Genomic DNA, 17356 nt, shown 5'->3' on the forward strand with positions numbered 1-17356 from the left:
AAAATCTTCATGTATCATAAAAAATGCTCTATCGGCCGATAGAGCATTTTTTATGATACGCAGATAAAACAATTTCTTAATTTGCCTTACGTGTATTGTCTTTAAATATTAATACAAAGAAAACCAAAACGGCTGCTGCAATACCTGCCGGAACCATCCATACTCCCTGCCAGTTATGAATAGACTCACCTGCTGCATTTTTGGTGGTGTAAATATCAAGCACGCGACCAGAAAGAAGCGAGCCTATACCCATACCAACACCATAAGTAGCCAGGGTAATAAGCCCCTGAGCCGAACTCTTGATTTTTTCGCCTGCTTTGTTGTCTGTATATATCTGGCCGGTTACAAAAAAGAAATCATAACATACGCCGTGGAGCACAATGGCAATGTATAGAACCCACTCTGAAGAAATACCATCACCGTAACCGAAGCATATAAAGCGGATAATCCATGCTATCAGACCAACAATCAACATTTTCTTGATACCAAAGCGTGTTAGGGCAAACGGAATCAATAACATGAACAACACTTCAGAAACCTGCCCTAAAGACATCTTGTTTTCAACGTTGGTCATGTGCGATTCAGTCAACGAAAGGTTGGCATGCGCGTAATAGAACGATAACGGAATACAAACCAGAATTGAACTGATAAAGAAAACCAGAAATGAGCGGTCTTTGAAAAGCACAAAGGCATCTGTACCAAGAATCTGTCCGAACGAGGTAGCCTTGGTAGCCTTTGGAGGGGTATCAGGCAAAGTAAAGGCAAACAAACCCCAGGCCAAAGATGTAACCATGGCAATCTGGAAAATCTCAACTTTATCGCCTACGCCAAAGTATCCGATAATATTGGTAATTACAATCCAGGCTACGGTACCCATCACACGAATAGTCGGGAACTCCTTTTCAGGATTTTTCATCTGGTTCATGGCAATAGAGCTCGACAACGCCAGATTAGGCGCAAAAGTGAGCGTATAGGCCAGAATGTACCATATAAAGGTGTCGGCGCTTTTTACCTGAATCAGAAAATAAAGAATAACAGCACCTAGAATATTCAAAACTCCCATTACTTTTTGCGCTGAAAAAAAGCGATCGGCTATTAAGCCGATAAAAAAAGGAGCAGCGATTGACGCAATTGAAAAGGTAGTATAAGCCAGCCCAATCTGGTCGCCTGTGGCATTAAGTGTAGTAAATAGGTATTTGCCCATTTGTCCGTACCATGACCCCCAGGTAACAAACATCAGGAACATCATAAGCATTAATTTAATTCGTAAGTCGAGCTTCATAGAGGTTCGGTTGGTTAAAAAATGAAAGAAGGGCAAATCTATAAAATGAAAGGCGAAATATCAACCCCACACCCTGGTTCCCTCGGTGCAATTTTTGCACATTTCTATTTCAGAACGAGACCGGATAAGCGACTGCCGGAAATTGGTATAAGGAGTACTTTGCCAAAGGCTTTTAAAGCTGGTTTGCTTCAGGTCTCCAAGCCGGTAATCTCCGTCTTTATCAAAACAGCAGGGTACCACCAGTCCATCCCAGGTAATAACGCACGAATGCCACATTTTCCAGCAGTGGTCCAGTAGTTTATTTTTTATCTTGTAGCTGCCGTCGGCCTGTTGGGCGTAGCGGGCATATTTATCAATGGTAGGTATCAGATCTGAACCGTTTTCATAATCGTAAATCTGTGCTGTTTTAAAGGCTATTTCATCTACGCCAATTTCAGCAGCCAGTTGTTTTACTTCTTCTAACTGATGTTCGTTTGGTTTTACTACCAGAAACTGAAAAATTACATGTGGTGTTGCCGATTTCAATTCTTTCTTCCACTTTACAATATTTCTGGCACCTTCTATTACTTTTGAGAGGTTCCCCCCTACTCTGTATTGCTGATAAACCTCTTGTGTGGTGCCGTCAATAGAAATTATCATCCTGTCAAGACCCGACTCCACGGTTCTTTTTGCATTGGTATCGCTCAGATAATGTGCATTGGTTGATGTAGCCGTGTAAATGCCTTTCTGAGAAGCATAGTTTACCAAATCAAGAAACCTGGGATGCAGATAAGGCTCACCCTGAAAATAGAAAATAAGATATAAAAGTGTCTCCGAGAGTTCGTCAATAGTTTGTTTAAATAGCCTCTCTTCAAGCATACCCGTTGGGCGGGTAAAACTCCTTAAACCGCTGGGGCACTCAGGGCAGCGCAAATTACACGAGGTGGTAGGTTCAATTGATATAGCAATGGGTAATCCTCTATGTACAGGTTTGCCGGTCATTTTAGACGCTATATAACTGAATACATTCATAAGAGCATTCCAGGCGCGGGCCGGGGTAACCTTTGAGAAAAAATTCAGACCATCTTTCAGATTCCTGTTCATAGAGTGGATTAAAACATTATGGTTCTCAAAAATGGGCACATTTATTTACAAATCTTTATATTGCTGATATACTTTTTGCAAACGCTCATCTTTTTCGGCAGCTATTACTTCTTTCAGAAGCGCCTTGGCTTCCGGAATATCGGTAAGCAGGGCCAGCGTTTGCATACCGGCAAATCTTACATACCACTGGGTATTCTTCATTGCTATTTTCTTTAGCAGTGGCAAACTTTTTTTCTGAACATCTTGTGGCGATTTAACCAGATATGTACCAAATATACCTAAAACCTGATACAAGTCTCCGCCATTCATTTTATTTAAATGTTCATAAAACCAGTTGAATTTTTCTGGCGATGCAGATTCGGCATAATAACCGCCAACAGCAGCAAAAATGGCTGTAATGGCAGACTGCTCATATTTTTTTGCCAGTTCTCCTGCATCTGGCGGGCTGCTGGCAAGAATCGCCTCTAGCGCAGCAGCTTGTACCGTGTAGGAGGTGTCAGTAAGTGCCTGGCGAAATAGCTTATCGTTCTGAGCATTCTGAAAACCCTTCATTGCCAGAATGGCATCGGCACGCACATAAGAGCGGTCGTCAGACTGCACGCGGCTCTGCAAAGCTCTTTCTACTTCCAGAAAATCATCTCCGTCATAATCATTAAATTTCTGTACGGACAGCTGGCGGATACGCCAGAATTTATCTTTGGTTGCATCAAGCAATACTTTTCTTATGGTTTTATCAAGCGCCGGGTTAGTAGCAGTGCTGTCGTCATCAGGCTCAAAGGTGAGTATTTCAAGCGCCAGCAAACGAGCCGGAATACGCTCGGCATGGTAATATTGATAAATATACTCTTCCTGGGTTTTCTGATGCAAAATTCTTCCGACCAACACGTTCTCAGGGTCGAGCAAAACCAATTGCGGAGCCGCAGCCAATGGCCACTCAAATGTTTGCGTGGCTTTATCAATTACCACCTCATGGGTAGTTTTCTGATTATTAGCCCAAACTTCTAAAGGTAGCTGCAATCGGTAAACAGGGGCATAAGTGGTATCCTGAATCTGATTGATTGTTAATTTTAGTTTACCGTTGGCAAACTCCTGCACCACCTGTAAATCCGGGTGGCCGGGTTTCATAAACCACTGGTCAAAAAACCAGTGGAGGTCTTGCCCAGTTACACTTTCAAACGCCAGTCTGAGTTGGTCCAATTCGGCTGTTTTAAAAGCATTCTGGGTAAGATAAAGCTTTAGTGCGGCAAAGAAAGCATCATCCCCCACCTGTTTACGAAGCAAATGCAAAATCCTGCCTCCTTTGGCATAAGAGTGAGAATCAAACATATCTTCCTTATCATGATATCTGTATCTGATAAGCGGCTCCTGTTTTTCCTGCGCTTCGCCAAAATACTGGTTAAAAGCTATATGAGCCACTAAATCGGCTTCGTCCTGTCCGTACTTGTGTGCCGCCCAGAGGTATTCTGAATAATTGGCAAAAGATTCGTTTAATGGCAGATTAGACCATGACTCACAGGTTACCAAATCTCCAAACCAGTGGTGAAACAACTCGTGGGCTATTACGCCATCATCATTATCATCTGCCAGTTGATGGTTATCTTTCTGAATAAAATCGCCATGCACGGTTGCGGTGGTGTTTTCCATAGCTCCCGACACATATTCTCTTACTGCAATCTGGGCGTATTTATCCCATTGATACTTTACACCCAGCAGGTTTTCAAAATAAGTAATCATTTCGGGTGTACGCCCGAAAATATTGATGGCATATTTTTCAAACTTTGGCTCTACGTAATAACTTACCTCAAAAATCTTGTAGCGTGGGTCAACTACTTTTCTGAAATCCCCGATGGCAATCATGGTCAGATACGGGGCAGCGGGTTTATCCTGTTTCCAGTAGTCGGTGCGGGTACCATCAGTGTTTACCTTTGAATACATCAGTTTTCCATTAGAAAGGGTAACAAACCGGGCGTCGGTAGAAGCTTTGTCTAAGGTGATAAAAATTTCAAGTGTGGTTTTCTGATTGGGCGTATCAATAGTCGGAAACCAGCAGGAATTGGCCTCAGTTTCTCCCTGAGTCCAGATTTGTCTGGGTTTGTCAGGGTCAGTGCCATCTGCATTTATAAAATACAAACCCTTATCGGCTGTAATGGCATCGCTGCCTCCTGATGGGAGTTCGTTTGGTTTTGCCACATAAACAATCTGAACCTGTGCTGTATCTTTTCTGGTGAATGTTTTCCCCAGTCTGATGTTCAGTACACGTTTGTCATAATCAAACTTCAGATTCTGACCATTCATGGTTACCTTCTGAATCTCAAAACCTTTGGCATCAAGTTCAAGTGCTTGCTGTTCATAAAAGTGTGGCTTAAAAGTTATGGTAGCCACTCCGTGCATATATTGTGTTTTCCAATCTGGCCATAATTCAAGTTTTGTATGAATCAGGTCGTTCTTTTTGGTGCGTTCCGGATTATACTTTCCATTTGCTGGCATCAGACGTTGCATTTCCTGCGCCTGAACGTTAATAGTAATGCTCAAAAATATAAACAGAAAATAACTGCGTATCATAAGGCTACATTGTTGATTCAGTAAAATTTTGTTGTACTTACCCCAGTTAAAGTTCTGTAATGAACTGCCACTGGTTTTATCTGCTGCGATGCGGCTTTTTAAAATCTATAAAATAGTGCTCGGTTAATTTATGCAACACAAACTCGTTACCTGTTTGTTCAATTCTGTAATCTCTTTTAAACTTGAAATCGTCCAGACTTGATACCCCTCCTTTAATGGTTAATGTTAGCACATTGGTAGTTTCGTTAAAAGCCCAACCAGACTCGTCTGTATCAATATCCAGAAAATTTATGCCAGCACAGGCTTCCAGCTCCGGGTCCATTTCGTACTCATAGCTAATCTTCCCATCGGCCTCAAAATTTAATACCAGCGTATTAATTCTGAATTTTGATGCATCAAAAGAAGTTAAACGTATAACATTTTTAGTTATTTTATTTCCTACCAGAATCCAGCGTCTGGTTGGCATTAATACGGCCTTACTTATGGCTTTATGGTCTTTTACATTTCTGGCTTTTTCATGCACCGTTTCTTTTACAGATTCGGGCAAATGCCCTGCAACAACGCTTGTTGCCATGGCGGCAGGTTCAACATTACTTTCTTTAACCAATAATTTCGACTCCTCCGGTTGCGTTGGCACACTAACTACTGCAAGTTCATTAACAATATCTGTGGTATTTTTCAGTACGTATCCTCCGGCTATTTTTTCCATTTTGTACCTACGTTTAAAATTAAATTCATCCATGCTGGTGTAACCCCCTTTCAGGGTCAGGGTCATTATATTTTCGGAAGCCTCATATTGCCATCCCGAAACCTCGGTGTCCAGGTCAAGAAACTCTGTTCTTCTGCTATGTTTTGATGAGTGGTTGGTCTCATAATCATAATCGATTTTACCATCCTGAAGAAAATGAATAACAAAAGAATCAGCCTTTAGTTTTGAAGGGCTGTAAGATGCCAGATAAATATCTTTATTTTCGATTCTGCTATTCAGAAGTATCCATTTCTTAGAAAGCAGGCTTAGGTCTTGCGCAAACGATTGTGTAACAAAAAGTGCCGGCAAGCAAATTTTACAGAGTAGGTTCATTGAAAAAAACATTTATTAGTCAGATATGACCGGTAGCGCGCCTGGCAGGAAAATAAGAAACCAGCAAGGTAATAATGATAACGGCCACAGCAGTAATCAGAAAATCAAAAGGATTGACTTTAACCGGGTAGGCATCAATCAGCGCGGTATCCATTCCCATGCCCAACCATCCGAAGCGTTCTTGAGTCAGGCAGAAAACCAGCCCTAAAACAAGGCCAGTAACAGTGCCGATAACTGAAATTATGGCGCCCTCGGTAAAGAATATCATTTTTATTAACGAATCATCGGCGCCCATTGCATATAATGTCCTGACTTCTTCTTTTTTGTCTATCACCAACATTGTTAAAGAGAAGAAAATATTGAACGACGCCACGCCGATTATAAAAATAAGAGCAATAAAAATAAACAACTTTTCTATTTTAATGGCTCTGAACAAATTGGCATTCTGCTCTTCTCTGTTCTTTACCACATACTTGTTTCCAAAAATGCGGTCTATCTCCTTTTGTACTTTTTCAGTATTGGCTTCTGGTTTCAGCTGAACTTCCAAAGCTGTGCGCTGGCTGGTATATTCTGTCAGTTCTTTGGCTACAGAAAGAGGCACATACACGTAATCGTCGTGTAGTAGCTCCAAAGCATAAACACCAGAAATATTCAGAACTTTTTTATTAATGTTGTTTTCCGGAATGAGCGAAAGCTTTTTCTGATTTTTTGGATACCAGATTTCCAGTGGTTCAAGCAAGTTATCAAGCGAGATATTCAAAGCGCCATAAACGTTACCACCTATAAAGGCGTAATCAATGCCATCCTGATTAATCAAAAACTGCCCTTCTACCAAAGACCCTTTCAGGCGACTATTTTTTTGAAATGTATCGTCTACCCCTTTGAGCGTAACCACCATTTTGCCGTTCTGATATATTACCAGGGCGTTGTCTTCAATTACTTCCGTAACGTAATCAACACCCGGCAGTTTTTTGAGGTGAGCCAATTTACCGGTGTCGGGCGTAAAAACTTTACCCACAGTAGCAGTTATTTTAATATCCGGGTCGAACGACTTAAATATGCTTCTGTTTAGTTCTTCAAGGCCATTAAAAACCGATAAAACCGCCACAGTTGCCATGGTACCTACCCCAATGCCCAACATAGACATGAAAGAAATGAAATTAATAAAACTTCTTTTCTTTCTTGATAAAAAATAACGTCTGGCTATTAAAAAGGCTAGATTCAAATTGTTTTGTATGTTATCTTAGGTATCTGGTTTACTATTCTTCTTCGTCTTCTAAAGGGGCAGGCGGAATAACAATACCGGCAAACAGATTCTCAATCTTTTGGGCGTATTCTGCAGTATCATCCAGATAAAACTGCAATTCGGGTACAATACGTAACTGATGACGTACGCGTGCAGCGAGGTGATTACGGATAATTTTGGTGTTTTCTCTGATGCTCTCCAGCAGTCCTTCTTTATCTTTGGTTAATAAAAAACTTAAGTAAACACGGGCGATACCTAAATCGGGAGTAGTTTTTACGTCTGTAATTGTAACAAAAGCCTTATCAAACACCTGTTTCATTTCTCTCTGAAAAATCTCTCCCAAATCTTTCTGAATTTGTTTCGCTACTTGTCTTTGTCTTTTCGATTCCATTTTATTCAAATTCAATAATAATATACAAATATCAGCACTATTTTCGGTTATGTAAAGTAAAGTTACGCGCATCAAGCACTTTTTTCATAACTTTGCCAAAAATATATAAACAATACAGCCTTGCTAACGTTTTTCAGATTCAATACGCTTTTCCATTTTCTGTCATTGTTATTGTTGGTGATTTTACTGAAGCTTCCTTTTCTGGGGGAAAAGTTACCTGTATTACTACCCGAACTGGAATGGATGCTGGTTGGTGAGAAACTTCATGAAGGAAACTTTCTCTATAAAGAATTATGGACAAACGTTGGTCCGCTGTCGGCATTCATCTACTGGCTCATTGATTTATCTTTCGGGCGTAGCCAGTTTGCCTATGAGTTTATTGCCATGCTGCTGGTGTACTTTCAGGCTTTGTATTTTGTTTTTATATGTAACACGCGCCACGCGTTTCTTGAACGAAACTATGCCCCCGGTTTGCTGTATATATTGCTCATGAATCTGTCGTTTGATATGAGTAAGTTATCGCCGGTTCTTTTAGCCACTACTTTTCTGCTGTTTGCTTTTAACAAAACCATTAAGCAATTAGAACGCCGCGAAGGTGTGTCAGACGAAGTTTTTGAAATCGGCTTATACATTGGTATTGCCGTATTGTTTTATCAGCCTGCCATGGTTTTTATTATCTGGTGTGCCGCTTCGCTTATTTTCTTTACCAACGCCAATTTAAGACAGTATTTCCTTACCCTGCTTGGCTTTATTATTCCTGTTGTACTGGCCGCCCTGTTTTTTTATTTTAACGATAGCCTCGACGAATTTCAGTATAACTGGTTCAACGGAATGCTGAAAATAAAACAATATAGCCTCGAAGACTTCAAGAGCTCGCTGCTGGCTATAACATTACCTGCAGCCTTTGCATTTCTGGGCTTCCTTCGGCAGTCTCAGGCAACCAGATACAGCAATTATCAGCAGCGTATTCAGCAGATTATGCTACTATGGGTTGTGGTGGCCTTTCTGGCTTTGTTTCTTTCGCCAACGGTGTCGCCCATGCAGTTTATTATTTTTATTCCTTGCTTTGCTTTTTTTTGCACGGCCTTCTTTTTACATTTTAAAGGTACATTTTTACCAGAGTTGGTTTTTACATCATTAGTACTGGTTGTTTTGTTTGTTCAGTATCAGGGCGCAACACCAATTTTTGGTAAAGGTTTCGAGCAATTGTCTGATATGAGAATAAAGCCTCGTTACCTGCCTGCAAATATGCGTGGACAAAAGATGCTGATTATTGGCGAAAGAATTGATGAGTATAAATGGGGAACGCCCGCTACTTGTTACCTGAACTGGGAATTGTCTAAGATTGACTTACAGAACCCCGACAATTACGAGAGTATCATTAATATTTTCGATAATTTCAAGAAAGACCCTCCGAAAATAATTATCGACAAACAAAATGTTGTTCCGAAGATTTTTGAACGCCTGCCTGCACTGGCAGTTGATTACAAGAGCACAGATATGAAAGGTGTTTATCAAAGGAAGTTCTGAAACTTCCTTTGATAAACCATAGTATCAGCATGATATTTTATCGGCTCTTCTGGCGTGTCTGCCTCCTTCAAAAGCCGTATTCAGAAAAGTAGTTACACAAGCTTTGGCCAAATCAATGTCAATAAAGCGGGCAGGGAGACAAATAATATTGGCATTATTATGCTGGCGAATCAGTTCTGCTACCTCTACATTCCAGGCTAATCCGGCTCTGATTCCCTTATGATGGTTAGCTGTCATACACACGCCATTGCCACTGCCGCATATCAGAATACCAAATTCATATTCACCACTTTCAACCGCACTTGCCAATGGATGTGCCGTATCAGGGTAATCCATTGAATCGCCCGAATCAGGGCCAAAATCAGTTACTTCATTGTTTTGTTCCTGCAACCATTGTAAGATAATATTCTTGTACTCGTACCCGGCATGGTCGGCGCCTATTGCAACTTTCATTGATATAAATTTGTTGGTTCAAACTTTTTTTTGCAAATATACGTTTTCATAATCCATTTCCTGTGATATTGGATGGGAAGAATTATATTTTGCACGACAAACTTTCTATTATTATAATTATGAGCGAAAACGAAATAGAATCAAACGAGGAGTTGTTAATCCGTGAGGCATTTGTTGAAAAAGGATGGAACGAAATTCATAGCCAGGATTCATGGCAAATACTTAAAACTGTTGCTGAGTTTGTAGATGGTTTTGACAGACTGGCCAAAATTGGCCCTTGTGTTACAATCTATGGCTCTGCCAGAACCAAACCAGACCACAAATACTATAAACTATCGGTAGAAATAGCCGAGCAACTGGTACAAAAAGGCTATGGTGTTATAACCGGCGGTGGCCCGGGTATTATGGAGGCCGGGAATCTGGGCGCCAGTAAAAACGGAGGTAAGTCGGTAGGACTAAACATTAAACTACCTTTTGAACAGGTACCCAACCCTTATGTTGACCCTGACAAAAGCATTAACTTCGACTACTTCTTTGCACGTAAGGTGTGCTTTATGAAGTACTCTCAGGGTTTTATTATAATGCCCGGTGGTTTCGGAACGCTTGATGAATTGTTTGAAGCCCTTACGCTGATTCAGACCAAGAAAATTGCGCGCTTCCCGATTGTTATGGTCGGTACTGAATACTGGAGCGGTTTACTGAACTGGCTGAAAGAAACCATGTGCAATAGCGAACGGAATATTAACCCGGAAGATTTGAATCTGATAAAGCTGGTAGATACCGCAGAAGATGCAGTAAAGGTAATTACTGATTTTTATGCCAAATACCTTTTAAAGCCAAACTTCTGATTTCAGATAGCTGCCTGAAAATAAACCTCACCTTTGCTCTCTCGTTCTGATACAAGAGAAATAAAAGGTGAGGTTTTCTTTATTAATTTGGCTTACGCCTCTTCGCCTATTTCTTCAAATACGGCTGTAAGGTGTGTGGCAATCATTTCTGCCGAACGGCCTTCAATGTGGTGTCTTTCTACAAAATGTACCAGCTCACCATCTTTATAAATGGCAATAGCCGGAGACGATGGAGGGAACGGAATATATGAGCGCAATTGCTGAGTGGCGTCGGTATCAACACCTGCAAAAACAGTTACCAGGTTATCTGGCTTTACTTCAGAACGGTCTAATGCCAGTTTAACACCCGGACGACAAGTACCTGCCGCACAACCACAAACGGAGTTAATTACTACAACAGATGTTCCTTTTTGGTTTTCAATGAAATTATCAACGTCTGACGGAGTCAGTAATTCTTGGAAGCCGACATTTACTAATTCGGCTTTCATAGGTGCTACTAAATGTGGAGGATACATGACATTTATGAATAAGTCCCCGACCCGCAGGGGTTTAAAAAATACTTATTAACCGGCTTACCAGACAGAAGGGGTCAGTTTCTTTTTAATAAACCGGACTATCATATTACATAAAACCTAATTCCAGTTTGGCTACTTCAGACATCATCTCGGTGGTGTACGGAGGGTCAAAAGTTAGTTCAACACTTACATCGCTTACGCCTTCAATGGCCTTAACTTTCTGTTCAATTTCAACAGGTATTGACTCCGCTGAAGGGCATGAAGGAGACGTAAGTGTCATTAATAAGTAAACATTGTTAACCGGAAAAACCTTGATGTCGTATATTAAACCCAACTCATACACATCTACTGGTATTTCAGGGTCATATACTGTTTTCAGGGCTTCTACTACTTTATCTTTAAGTTCCTGGTCGGTCATTGGGATATTATTTATTTTCTTCTAAAGACTGAAACGCTACTGCATAAGTTTTCATTTGTTTCACCATTGAGGCAAGCCCGTTTGAGCGGGTTTGCGCCAGGTGGCTGCTTAATCCTACTTTATTGATAAAGTAAAGGTCGGCCCCAAGAATTTCTTCCGGCGTATGGCCTGAAAGCACTTTCAGGAGCATACTTACAAGGCCTTTCACAATAATAGCCTCGCTGTCTGCTTCAAACATCAGTTTATGGCCATTCATAAAAGCATGCAGCCAAACAACAGACTGGCACCCTTTTATTATATTTTCTTCTGTTTTATATGCGTCGGCCAGCTTCGGTAATTTCTTTCCTAAATCAATGATATACTCATATTTCCCTTCCCAGTCATCAAAAAGTTCAAATTCCTCAATGAGTTCATCCTGTATTTCGTTAATGGTCATGCTTATGTTTATAGTTAATTAAAGTACCATTTTCTTTACTTTTTCTATACCCTTTACCAGTTTGTCAATTTCATCTTTGGTATTATAAACAGCAAATGAGGCTCTTGAAGTTCCGGGTATTCCTAATCGTTTCATTAACGGTTGAGTACAATGGTGCCCAGTGCGAACGGCTATACCCTGCTGGTCGAGAATCACCCCGATATCTTGCGGGTGTACGCCATCAATCACAAATGAGATAACAGATACTTTCTCTTTTGCCTGACCTATAATTCTGAGGCCTTCAATCTGCAACAGTTGCTCGGTTGCATACGCCAGCAGTTCGTTTTCGTAGGCTGCAATACTCTCTTTGCCCAGCGCATTTACGTAGTCAAGTGCATATTTAACTGCAATTACGTCTGCAATGTTTGGGGTACCAGCCTCAAATTTATATGGCAATTCGTTATAAGTTGTTTTCTCAAAAGTAACTTCCTTAATCATCTCTCCACCGCCACGGTAAGGTGGCATTGCATCAAGAATATCTTTTTTGCCGTATAAAGCGCCCATACCTGTAGGGCCATAGATTTTATGAGCAGAAAACACATAGAAATCTGCATCTAAATCCTGAACATCAATTTTTATATGAGAAGTAGCCTGGGCGCCATCAATCAACACCTTTGCGCCTACCTGATGCGCCTTTTCAATAATCTGTTTTACCGGATTGATGGTTCCTAAAGCGTTAGAAACGTGTACTACCGATACAAATCTGGTTTTTTCTGACAGCAACTTATCATACTCTTCCATTAGCAACTCTCCATTATCGTTTATGGGTATCACTTTCAGGATACAACCATTTTGCTCACATAGCATTTGCCAGGGCACAATGTTTGAATGATGCTCCATTGTGCTGATAATGATTTCATCGCCGGCTTTTAAAAATGCGCGCCCGTATGTTTGCGCCACCAGATTAATACCATCTGTGGTGCCGTATGTAAAAATTACTTCTTCGGTAAGCCTGGCATTAAGAAATTTCTGAATAGCCTTGCGTGACTCCTCAAATGCTGCAGTTGCCTTCTCGGCCAGATTATGTATGCCCCTATGAATATTGGCGTTATAATGCCCATAGTAATTGGCCAGTGCATTCAGTACAGGTAAAGGTTTCTGGGTAGTGGCTGCGTTATCAAAATATACCAGATCTTTTCCATTCACTTGCTCATCCAGAATCGGGAAATCCGCTCTAATTTTCTGTATATCTAACATGGTTGCTCTATAATTTCTGTTTTTACCTAACATCTAAAAAGGCGTTTTAGTTTGGTACCCCTTAAATATGAAAAGTGTTTTGCTTTAAAATTTTAGTATAAAATGCTGCTTGGGCTGTTTGCATCTGAAAAACACAATCCCCACATAAAAAATATCAATTGTAATTGTTGAACGCGGATGGCATTTGATATAATCCCAGGCTTTTTTCATGCCTTCAGACCAGTAGATATCGTCAAAAACAAAGCACGTGTCTTCGTGTGCTTTCGCTAAACACTTTTCAAAGTAATCAATGGTGGGCTCGTATCTGTGGTTGGCATCAAAAAAAGCAAAATCAATTTGGTTTGTTTGCTGCAATTGGTTTTGAAGCGTCTCGTTCAGGTCTCCGGTTATTATCTCAACGTTTGTAATTCCCAATTTCTCAAAGTTTTGGATGGCTACTGCCGCTGTTTGCGGGCAACCTTCAAACGTACAAACTTTGGCTGCAGAACTGGCAGTGGCCAAATAAGCCGTTGTAATACCCAATGAAGTGCCTAAATCAAATATCTGATTGTAATTGAAATAGCGTATTATCCGGAAGAACAACTGTGCCAGTTTAGGAGACTTCTGCGAGTTTCGGGCAATATCCTTTATCCTTCTAAGGTTCGACTTGTTAATTTTTGAACCCGCCCCAAAATCGGTTATTTCAATTGTTCTCTCATCTTTCAACAACGATTTTCTCAATGCCTCTACTGCCTTAAATGCTTCAGCAGTTTCTGAATTTTTAAGCACCTTTGTATAAAAATCAAATAAAAAAGGTGAGTGCAGGTCGTGTTCGTTTCCGGCACTAAAAATGTATTTCAGATAATCAAAAATCATAAGCGCAAAAATAACAAAAGCACAGCTAAAAGCCGTGCCTTTGTTGTTTATTTACCAAGAAACTCAAATTTTACTTTTCAATTTCGGCTTCGTTATTCATTACTTTAAAAGTAAGCGATTCGCCTTCTCCGCTGTAATCAACCAGAATGGTATCACCTTCTTTGGTTTCACCTTTCAGAATCTCTTCAGCCAGTGGGTCTTCCACATATTTCTGAATCGCTCTGTTTAATGGTCTGGCGCCATATTGCTGGTCATATCCTTTGTCGCCCAAGAAATCCTTGGCCTTTTCGGTCAGTTCTATTTTATAACCAATATTACTGATACGAGAGGTAAGGCGTTTCAATGCGATGTCAATAATTTTATGGATATCTTCACGACCCAGAGAATTGAACACAATTACATCGTCAAGACGATTCAGGAACTCAGGCGAAAAGGTTTTTCTCAAGGCATTCTGAATTGTGCTTTTCACCATTTCGTCCTGATTTTCGTTTCGGGCCTTGGTGGCAAAACCAATGCCTGTTCCAAAATCTTTCAGGTCACGCACCCCGATGTTCGAAGTCATGATAATAATTGTATTTCTGAAATCAACTTTTCTACCCAGGCTGTCAGTCAACACACCATCATCGAGAACCTGAAGAAGTATATTGTAAACATCCGGGTGAGCTTTTTCAATCTCATCCAACAAAACAACCGAATAAGGTTTTCTGCGGATTTTCTCCGTCAACTGGCCACCTTCTTCATAACCTACGTATCCGGGAGGCGCTCCGACAAGGCGAGAGATACTGAATTTCTCCATGTACTCACTCATGTCTATTCTCACTAAGGCATCTTCTTTATCAAAAAGATATTCTGCCAGTGTTTTGGCCAGCTCTGTTTTACCCACACCGGTAGGCCCTAAGAAAATGAACGAACCAATCGGCTTTTTAGGGTCTTTTAAACCCACACGTGTGCGCTGAATAGACTTAACGAGTTTTTCAACGGCCGGGTCCTGGCCAATGATTCGCCCTCTCAACGCGTCTCCCATTTTCAGGATTTTCTCTCCTTCATTCATGTTTACACGTTTCACTGGTATACCAGTCATCATGGCTACTACATCGGCAACGTTATCTTCTGTTACGTTATAACGTTTGGTTTTGGCTTCTTCTTCCCAGGCTATTTTGGCTTTTTCCAATTGCTCCAACAGTTTTTTCTCACGGTCGCGCAGTTGTGCAGCCTCTTCATAACGCTGGCTCTTCACCACCTGATTTTTCTCTTTCTTTATCAGTTCTACCTGCTCTTCCAGCATTACGATATCCGGTGGTACCGAGATATTATTGATGTGTACGCGAGCCCCTACTTCGTCTAATACGTCAATGGCTTTATCTGGCAAGTAGCGGTCGGTAATGTATCTTTCAGATAATTTAACCGCAGATTCCAACGCTTCAGGCGTATAGTTAACGTGGTGGTGATCTTCGTACTTATCTTTAATGTTGTTCAGAATCTCAATGGTTTCTTCAATAGAGGTGGCTTCAACCATCACCATCTGGAAACGACGTGCCAAAGCTCCATCTTTTTCTATGTACTGACGGTACTCGTCAAGCGTGGTGGCCCCAATACATTGGATATCCCCACGGGCTAAAGCTGGTTTGAACATATTGGAGGCATCCAACGAGCCACTGGCTCCACCGGCGCCTACAATGGTATGAATCTCATCTATGAACAAAATCACATCCGGCGATTTCTCCAACTCGTTCATCACGGCTTTCATTCTTTCTTCAAACTGGCCACGGTACTTAGTACCTGCCACCAGCGATGCGAGATCAAGCGTTACTACCCTTTTGCCAAAAAGGATCCTCGACACTTTTTTCTGTACAATTCTTAAAGCAAGGCCTTCGGCAATGGCAGTTTTACCAACACCAGGCTCACCAATCAGAATCGGGTTATTTTTCTTACGTCTTGAAAGAATCTGTGCCACACGCTCAATTTCTTTCTCACGGCCAACAATCGGGTCAAGTTTGCCTACTTCGGCAAGTTTGGTCAAATCACGACCGAAATTATCCAGTACTGGCGTTTTCGATTTTTCCGGATTCTTAGGGTCATTTCTTTGCTGAGAGTAACCTCCGGCACCACCACCTAAGAATCTTTCATCATCGTCATCTGTTTCAGGGCGTTCCATTACAGGTTTCTGGCCGGTTAGCTGGTAGTCTAACATTTCTTTGGCCTGCTCGTAGTTGAGGTGGAATTTCTGTAAAATCTGTCCACCGAGGTTATCGCCATCGCGCAGAATCGCTAATAAAAGATGCTCGGTTCCTATGAGTTGAGATTTGAAGATTTTGGCCTCCAAATGAGTAATCTTTAAAACTTTTTCAGATTGGCGCGTTAACGGAATGTTTGCCAAATTTTTAATGTTATTGGTCGCAGTTCCTTTGGTGGCTTGTTCAATTGTAATTCGCAACTCCTCAAGCGATACACCAGCCCCTTTCAGTAGATTTAAAGCAATACCTTCTCCATCGCGGATCATCCCCAGAATCAAATGTTCTGTTCCGATGTAATCATGACCAAGCCTAAGTGCTTCTTCACGGGCAAGGGTAATGATGTCTTTGACTTTTTGTGAAAATTTAGGCTCCATTTAATTTTACGATAGATTAGATGAAAAAATCAGCTGATTCGATTTTTCCATAATTCAAAATTTTGTAATGGTCAATATTGCTTTAGTACTCAAATATTTGGTTTAAGCAAAACATTTGCATTTGCAATATAACGATTTATTAACAAACTCTGTTCAATTTTGGGCAGATTTCTTTAAAATTCCTAAAGATTGATTGCCTCTGCAAAACAGCAAGTCAATAACACTAAGGTTAGGTACAAATTCACTGCCAAAGTTTTGCTGATATGCCACCGGATGAAACGGAATTGCGTTTTCAGAGGCTTTTTTAGGTGATATTAGCCCCCGAAGGTCATAAATAGAAGAACCCGGTTGTTTTTCATAATTTTCAGTCAGACTTATTGTCTTGTTAATTTCTAATAATTTCAGACAAATTGTCAGCAATTCAAAATTCAGGTCCCATAAAAAAGTTGGTTTCTTTTGTATGGTGTTCTGAAAGTAATCGCCAAAGAACTCAAAAAAAGGCGATTTACCATACGCCGCCCTGATTGTACGCCAGTGGATATCAAACCATCTTTGCTGGTAATCTATCCGGATATCTTTTACCAGAATTTTTTTGTTGCCGTCAACCACAGGTACAATCAACATTTCAACCTGGTTGGCACCCAATAAATAGCATCTGTTACGGTAGCTTTGCTTGATGTAGTGTTCGTGGCTTTCCAGCATCAGCTCATCAGCCTCCAGCACCGCAGAAAAAAATTGAGTACAGGGTAGATAGTGTAAATCAATTAAAACTGTTTTTTTTGCATTTTCTTCCATTTAACAAAACAACATAA

General features: G+C 40.8%; 16 protein-coding genes. 2 read left to right on the top strand and 14 right to left on the bottom strand.

The genetic code is table 11. The features are described 5' to 3' along the window. Positions 1 to 76: 76 nt before the first annotated feature. The 6 genes from C0V77_RS18320 to rbfA form a co-directional block, all read right to left on the bottom strand. Complete coding sequence (locus tag C0V77_RS18320) at positions 77 to 1282, bottom strand: nucleoside permease (protein WP_101727813.1); 1206 nt, start codon at positions 1280 to 1282, stop codon at positions 77 to 79. 60 nt (positions 1283 to 1342) lie between these two features. Next, complete coding sequence (locus tag C0V77_RS18325; protein ID WP_101727814.1) at positions 1343 to 2365, bottom strand: SPASM domain-containing protein; 1023 nt, start codon at positions 2363 to 2365, stop codon at positions 1343 to 1345. A gap of 45 nt (positions 2366 to 2410) precedes the next feature. Further along, complete coding sequence (locus C0V77_RS18330; RefSeq protein WP_101727815.1) at positions 2411 to 4927, bottom strand: M1 family aminopeptidase; 2517 nt, start codon at positions 4925 to 4927, stop codon at positions 2411 to 2413. 76 nt (positions 4928 to 5003) lie between these two features. After that, complete coding sequence (locus tag C0V77_RS18335) at positions 5004 to 6008, bottom strand: hypothetical protein (RefSeq protein WP_101727816.1); 1005 nt, start codon at positions 6006 to 6008, stop codon at positions 5004 to 5006. A 19-nt stretch (positions 6009 to 6027) separates the two neighbouring features. Next, positions 6028 to 7233: an ABC transporter permease gene (locus C0V77_RS18340; protein WP_101727817.1), complete on the bottom strand. Its 1206-nt coding sequence runs from the start codon at positions 7231 to 7233 to the stop codon at positions 6028 to 6030. A 34-nt stretch (positions 7234 to 7267) separates the two neighbouring features. Further along, on the bottom strand, positions 7268 to 7645 hold the full coding sequence (gene rbfA / locus C0V77_RS18345) for a 30S ribosome-binding factor RbfA (protein WP_101727818.1): 378 nt from the start codon (positions 7643 to 7645) through the stop codon (positions 7268 to 7270). A 120-nt stretch (positions 7646 to 7765) separates the two neighbouring features. Between rbfA and C0V77_RS18350 the strand changes: the two genes are divergently transcribed. Beyond that, the gene (locus tag C0V77_RS18350; RefSeq protein WP_229236319.1) at positions 7766 to 9175 is read left to right on the top strand and encodes a hypothetical protein; all 1410 of its coding nucleotides are present in this window, start codon (positions 7766 to 7768) and stop codon (positions 9173 to 9175) included. A gap of 24 nt (positions 9176 to 9199) precedes the next feature. Here the strand turns inward: C0V77_RS18350 and rpiB are convergent, their stop codons facing one another. Further along, positions 9200 to 9628, bottom strand: a complete 429-nt coding sequence (gene rpiB, locus C0V77_RS18355; protein WP_101727819.1) for a ribose 5-phosphate isomerase B — start codon at positions 9626 to 9628, stop codon at positions 9200 to 9202. A 119-nt stretch (positions 9629 to 9747) separates the two neighbouring features. Between rpiB and C0V77_RS18360 the strand changes: the two genes are divergently transcribed. Next, a complete protein-coding gene (locus C0V77_RS18360) occupies positions 9748 to 10476 on the top strand; it encodes a TIGR00730 family Rossman fold protein (RefSeq protein WP_101727820.1) in 729 nt (242 codons plus the stop codon). A gap of 92 nt (positions 10477 to 10568) precedes the next feature. On the opposite strand, the gene C0V77_RS18365 is transcribed toward C0V77_RS18360, so the two are convergent. The 7 genes from C0V77_RS18365 to C0V77_RS18395 all read right to left on the bottom strand — a co-directional run bounded on the left by C0V77_RS18365 (position 10569) and on the right by C0V77_RS18395 (position 17339). Continuing rightward, positions 10569 to 10991: a BrxA/BrxB family bacilliredoxin gene (locus tag C0V77_RS18365; protein WP_101727821.1), complete on the bottom strand. Its 423-nt coding sequence runs from the start codon at positions 10989 to 10991 to the stop codon at positions 10569 to 10571. A gap of 106 nt (positions 10992 to 11097) precedes the next feature. After that, positions 11098 to 11409 (bottom strand): DUF59 domain-containing protein, encoded by a 312-nt coding sequence (locus tag C0V77_RS18370; RefSeq protein WP_101727822.1) that lies wholly within the window; start codon positions 11407 to 11409, stop codon positions 11098 to 11100. A 7-nt stretch (positions 11410 to 11416) separates the two neighbouring features. Beyond that, the gene (locus C0V77_RS18375; protein WP_101727823.1) at positions 11417 to 11845 is read right to left on the bottom strand and encodes a SufE family protein; all 429 of its coding nucleotides are present in this window, start codon (positions 11843 to 11845) and stop codon (positions 11417 to 11419) included. Between the two features lie 18 nt (positions 11846 to 11863). Further along, positions 11864 to 13114 carry a cysteine desulfurase gene (locus tag C0V77_RS18380; RefSeq protein ID WP_229236320.1) on the bottom strand — a complete coding sequence of 417 codons (1251 nt, stop codon included), beginning with the start codon at positions 13112 to 13114 and terminating at the stop codon, positions 11864 to 11866. A 51-nt stretch (positions 13115 to 13165) separates the two neighbouring features. Beyond that, a complete protein-coding gene (locus tag C0V77_RS18385) occupies positions 13166 to 13936 on the bottom strand; it encodes an O-methyltransferase (protein WP_101727824.1) in 771 nt (256 codons plus the stop codon). A 70-nt stretch (positions 13937 to 14006) separates the two neighbouring features. Beyond that, the gene (locus C0V77_RS18390; RefSeq protein WP_101727825.1) at positions 14007 to 16544 is read right to left on the bottom strand and encodes an ATP-dependent Clp protease ATP-binding subunit; all 2538 of its coding nucleotides are present in this window, start codon (positions 16542 to 16544) and stop codon (positions 14007 to 14009) included. A 153-nt stretch (positions 16545 to 16697) separates the two neighbouring features. After that, positions 16698 to 17339 carry a WbqC family protein gene (locus tag C0V77_RS18395; protein ID WP_101727826.1) on the bottom strand — a complete coding sequence of 214 codons (642 nt, stop codon included), beginning with the start codon at positions 17337 to 17339 and terminating at the stop codon, positions 16698 to 16700. Positions 17340 to 17356 lie beyond the last annotated feature (17 nt).

Source organism: Emticicia sp. TH156 (genome assembly GCF_002855535.1).
GTDB lineage: Bacteria > Bacteroidota > Bacteroidia > Cytophagales > Spirosomataceae > Emticicia > Emticicia fluvialis.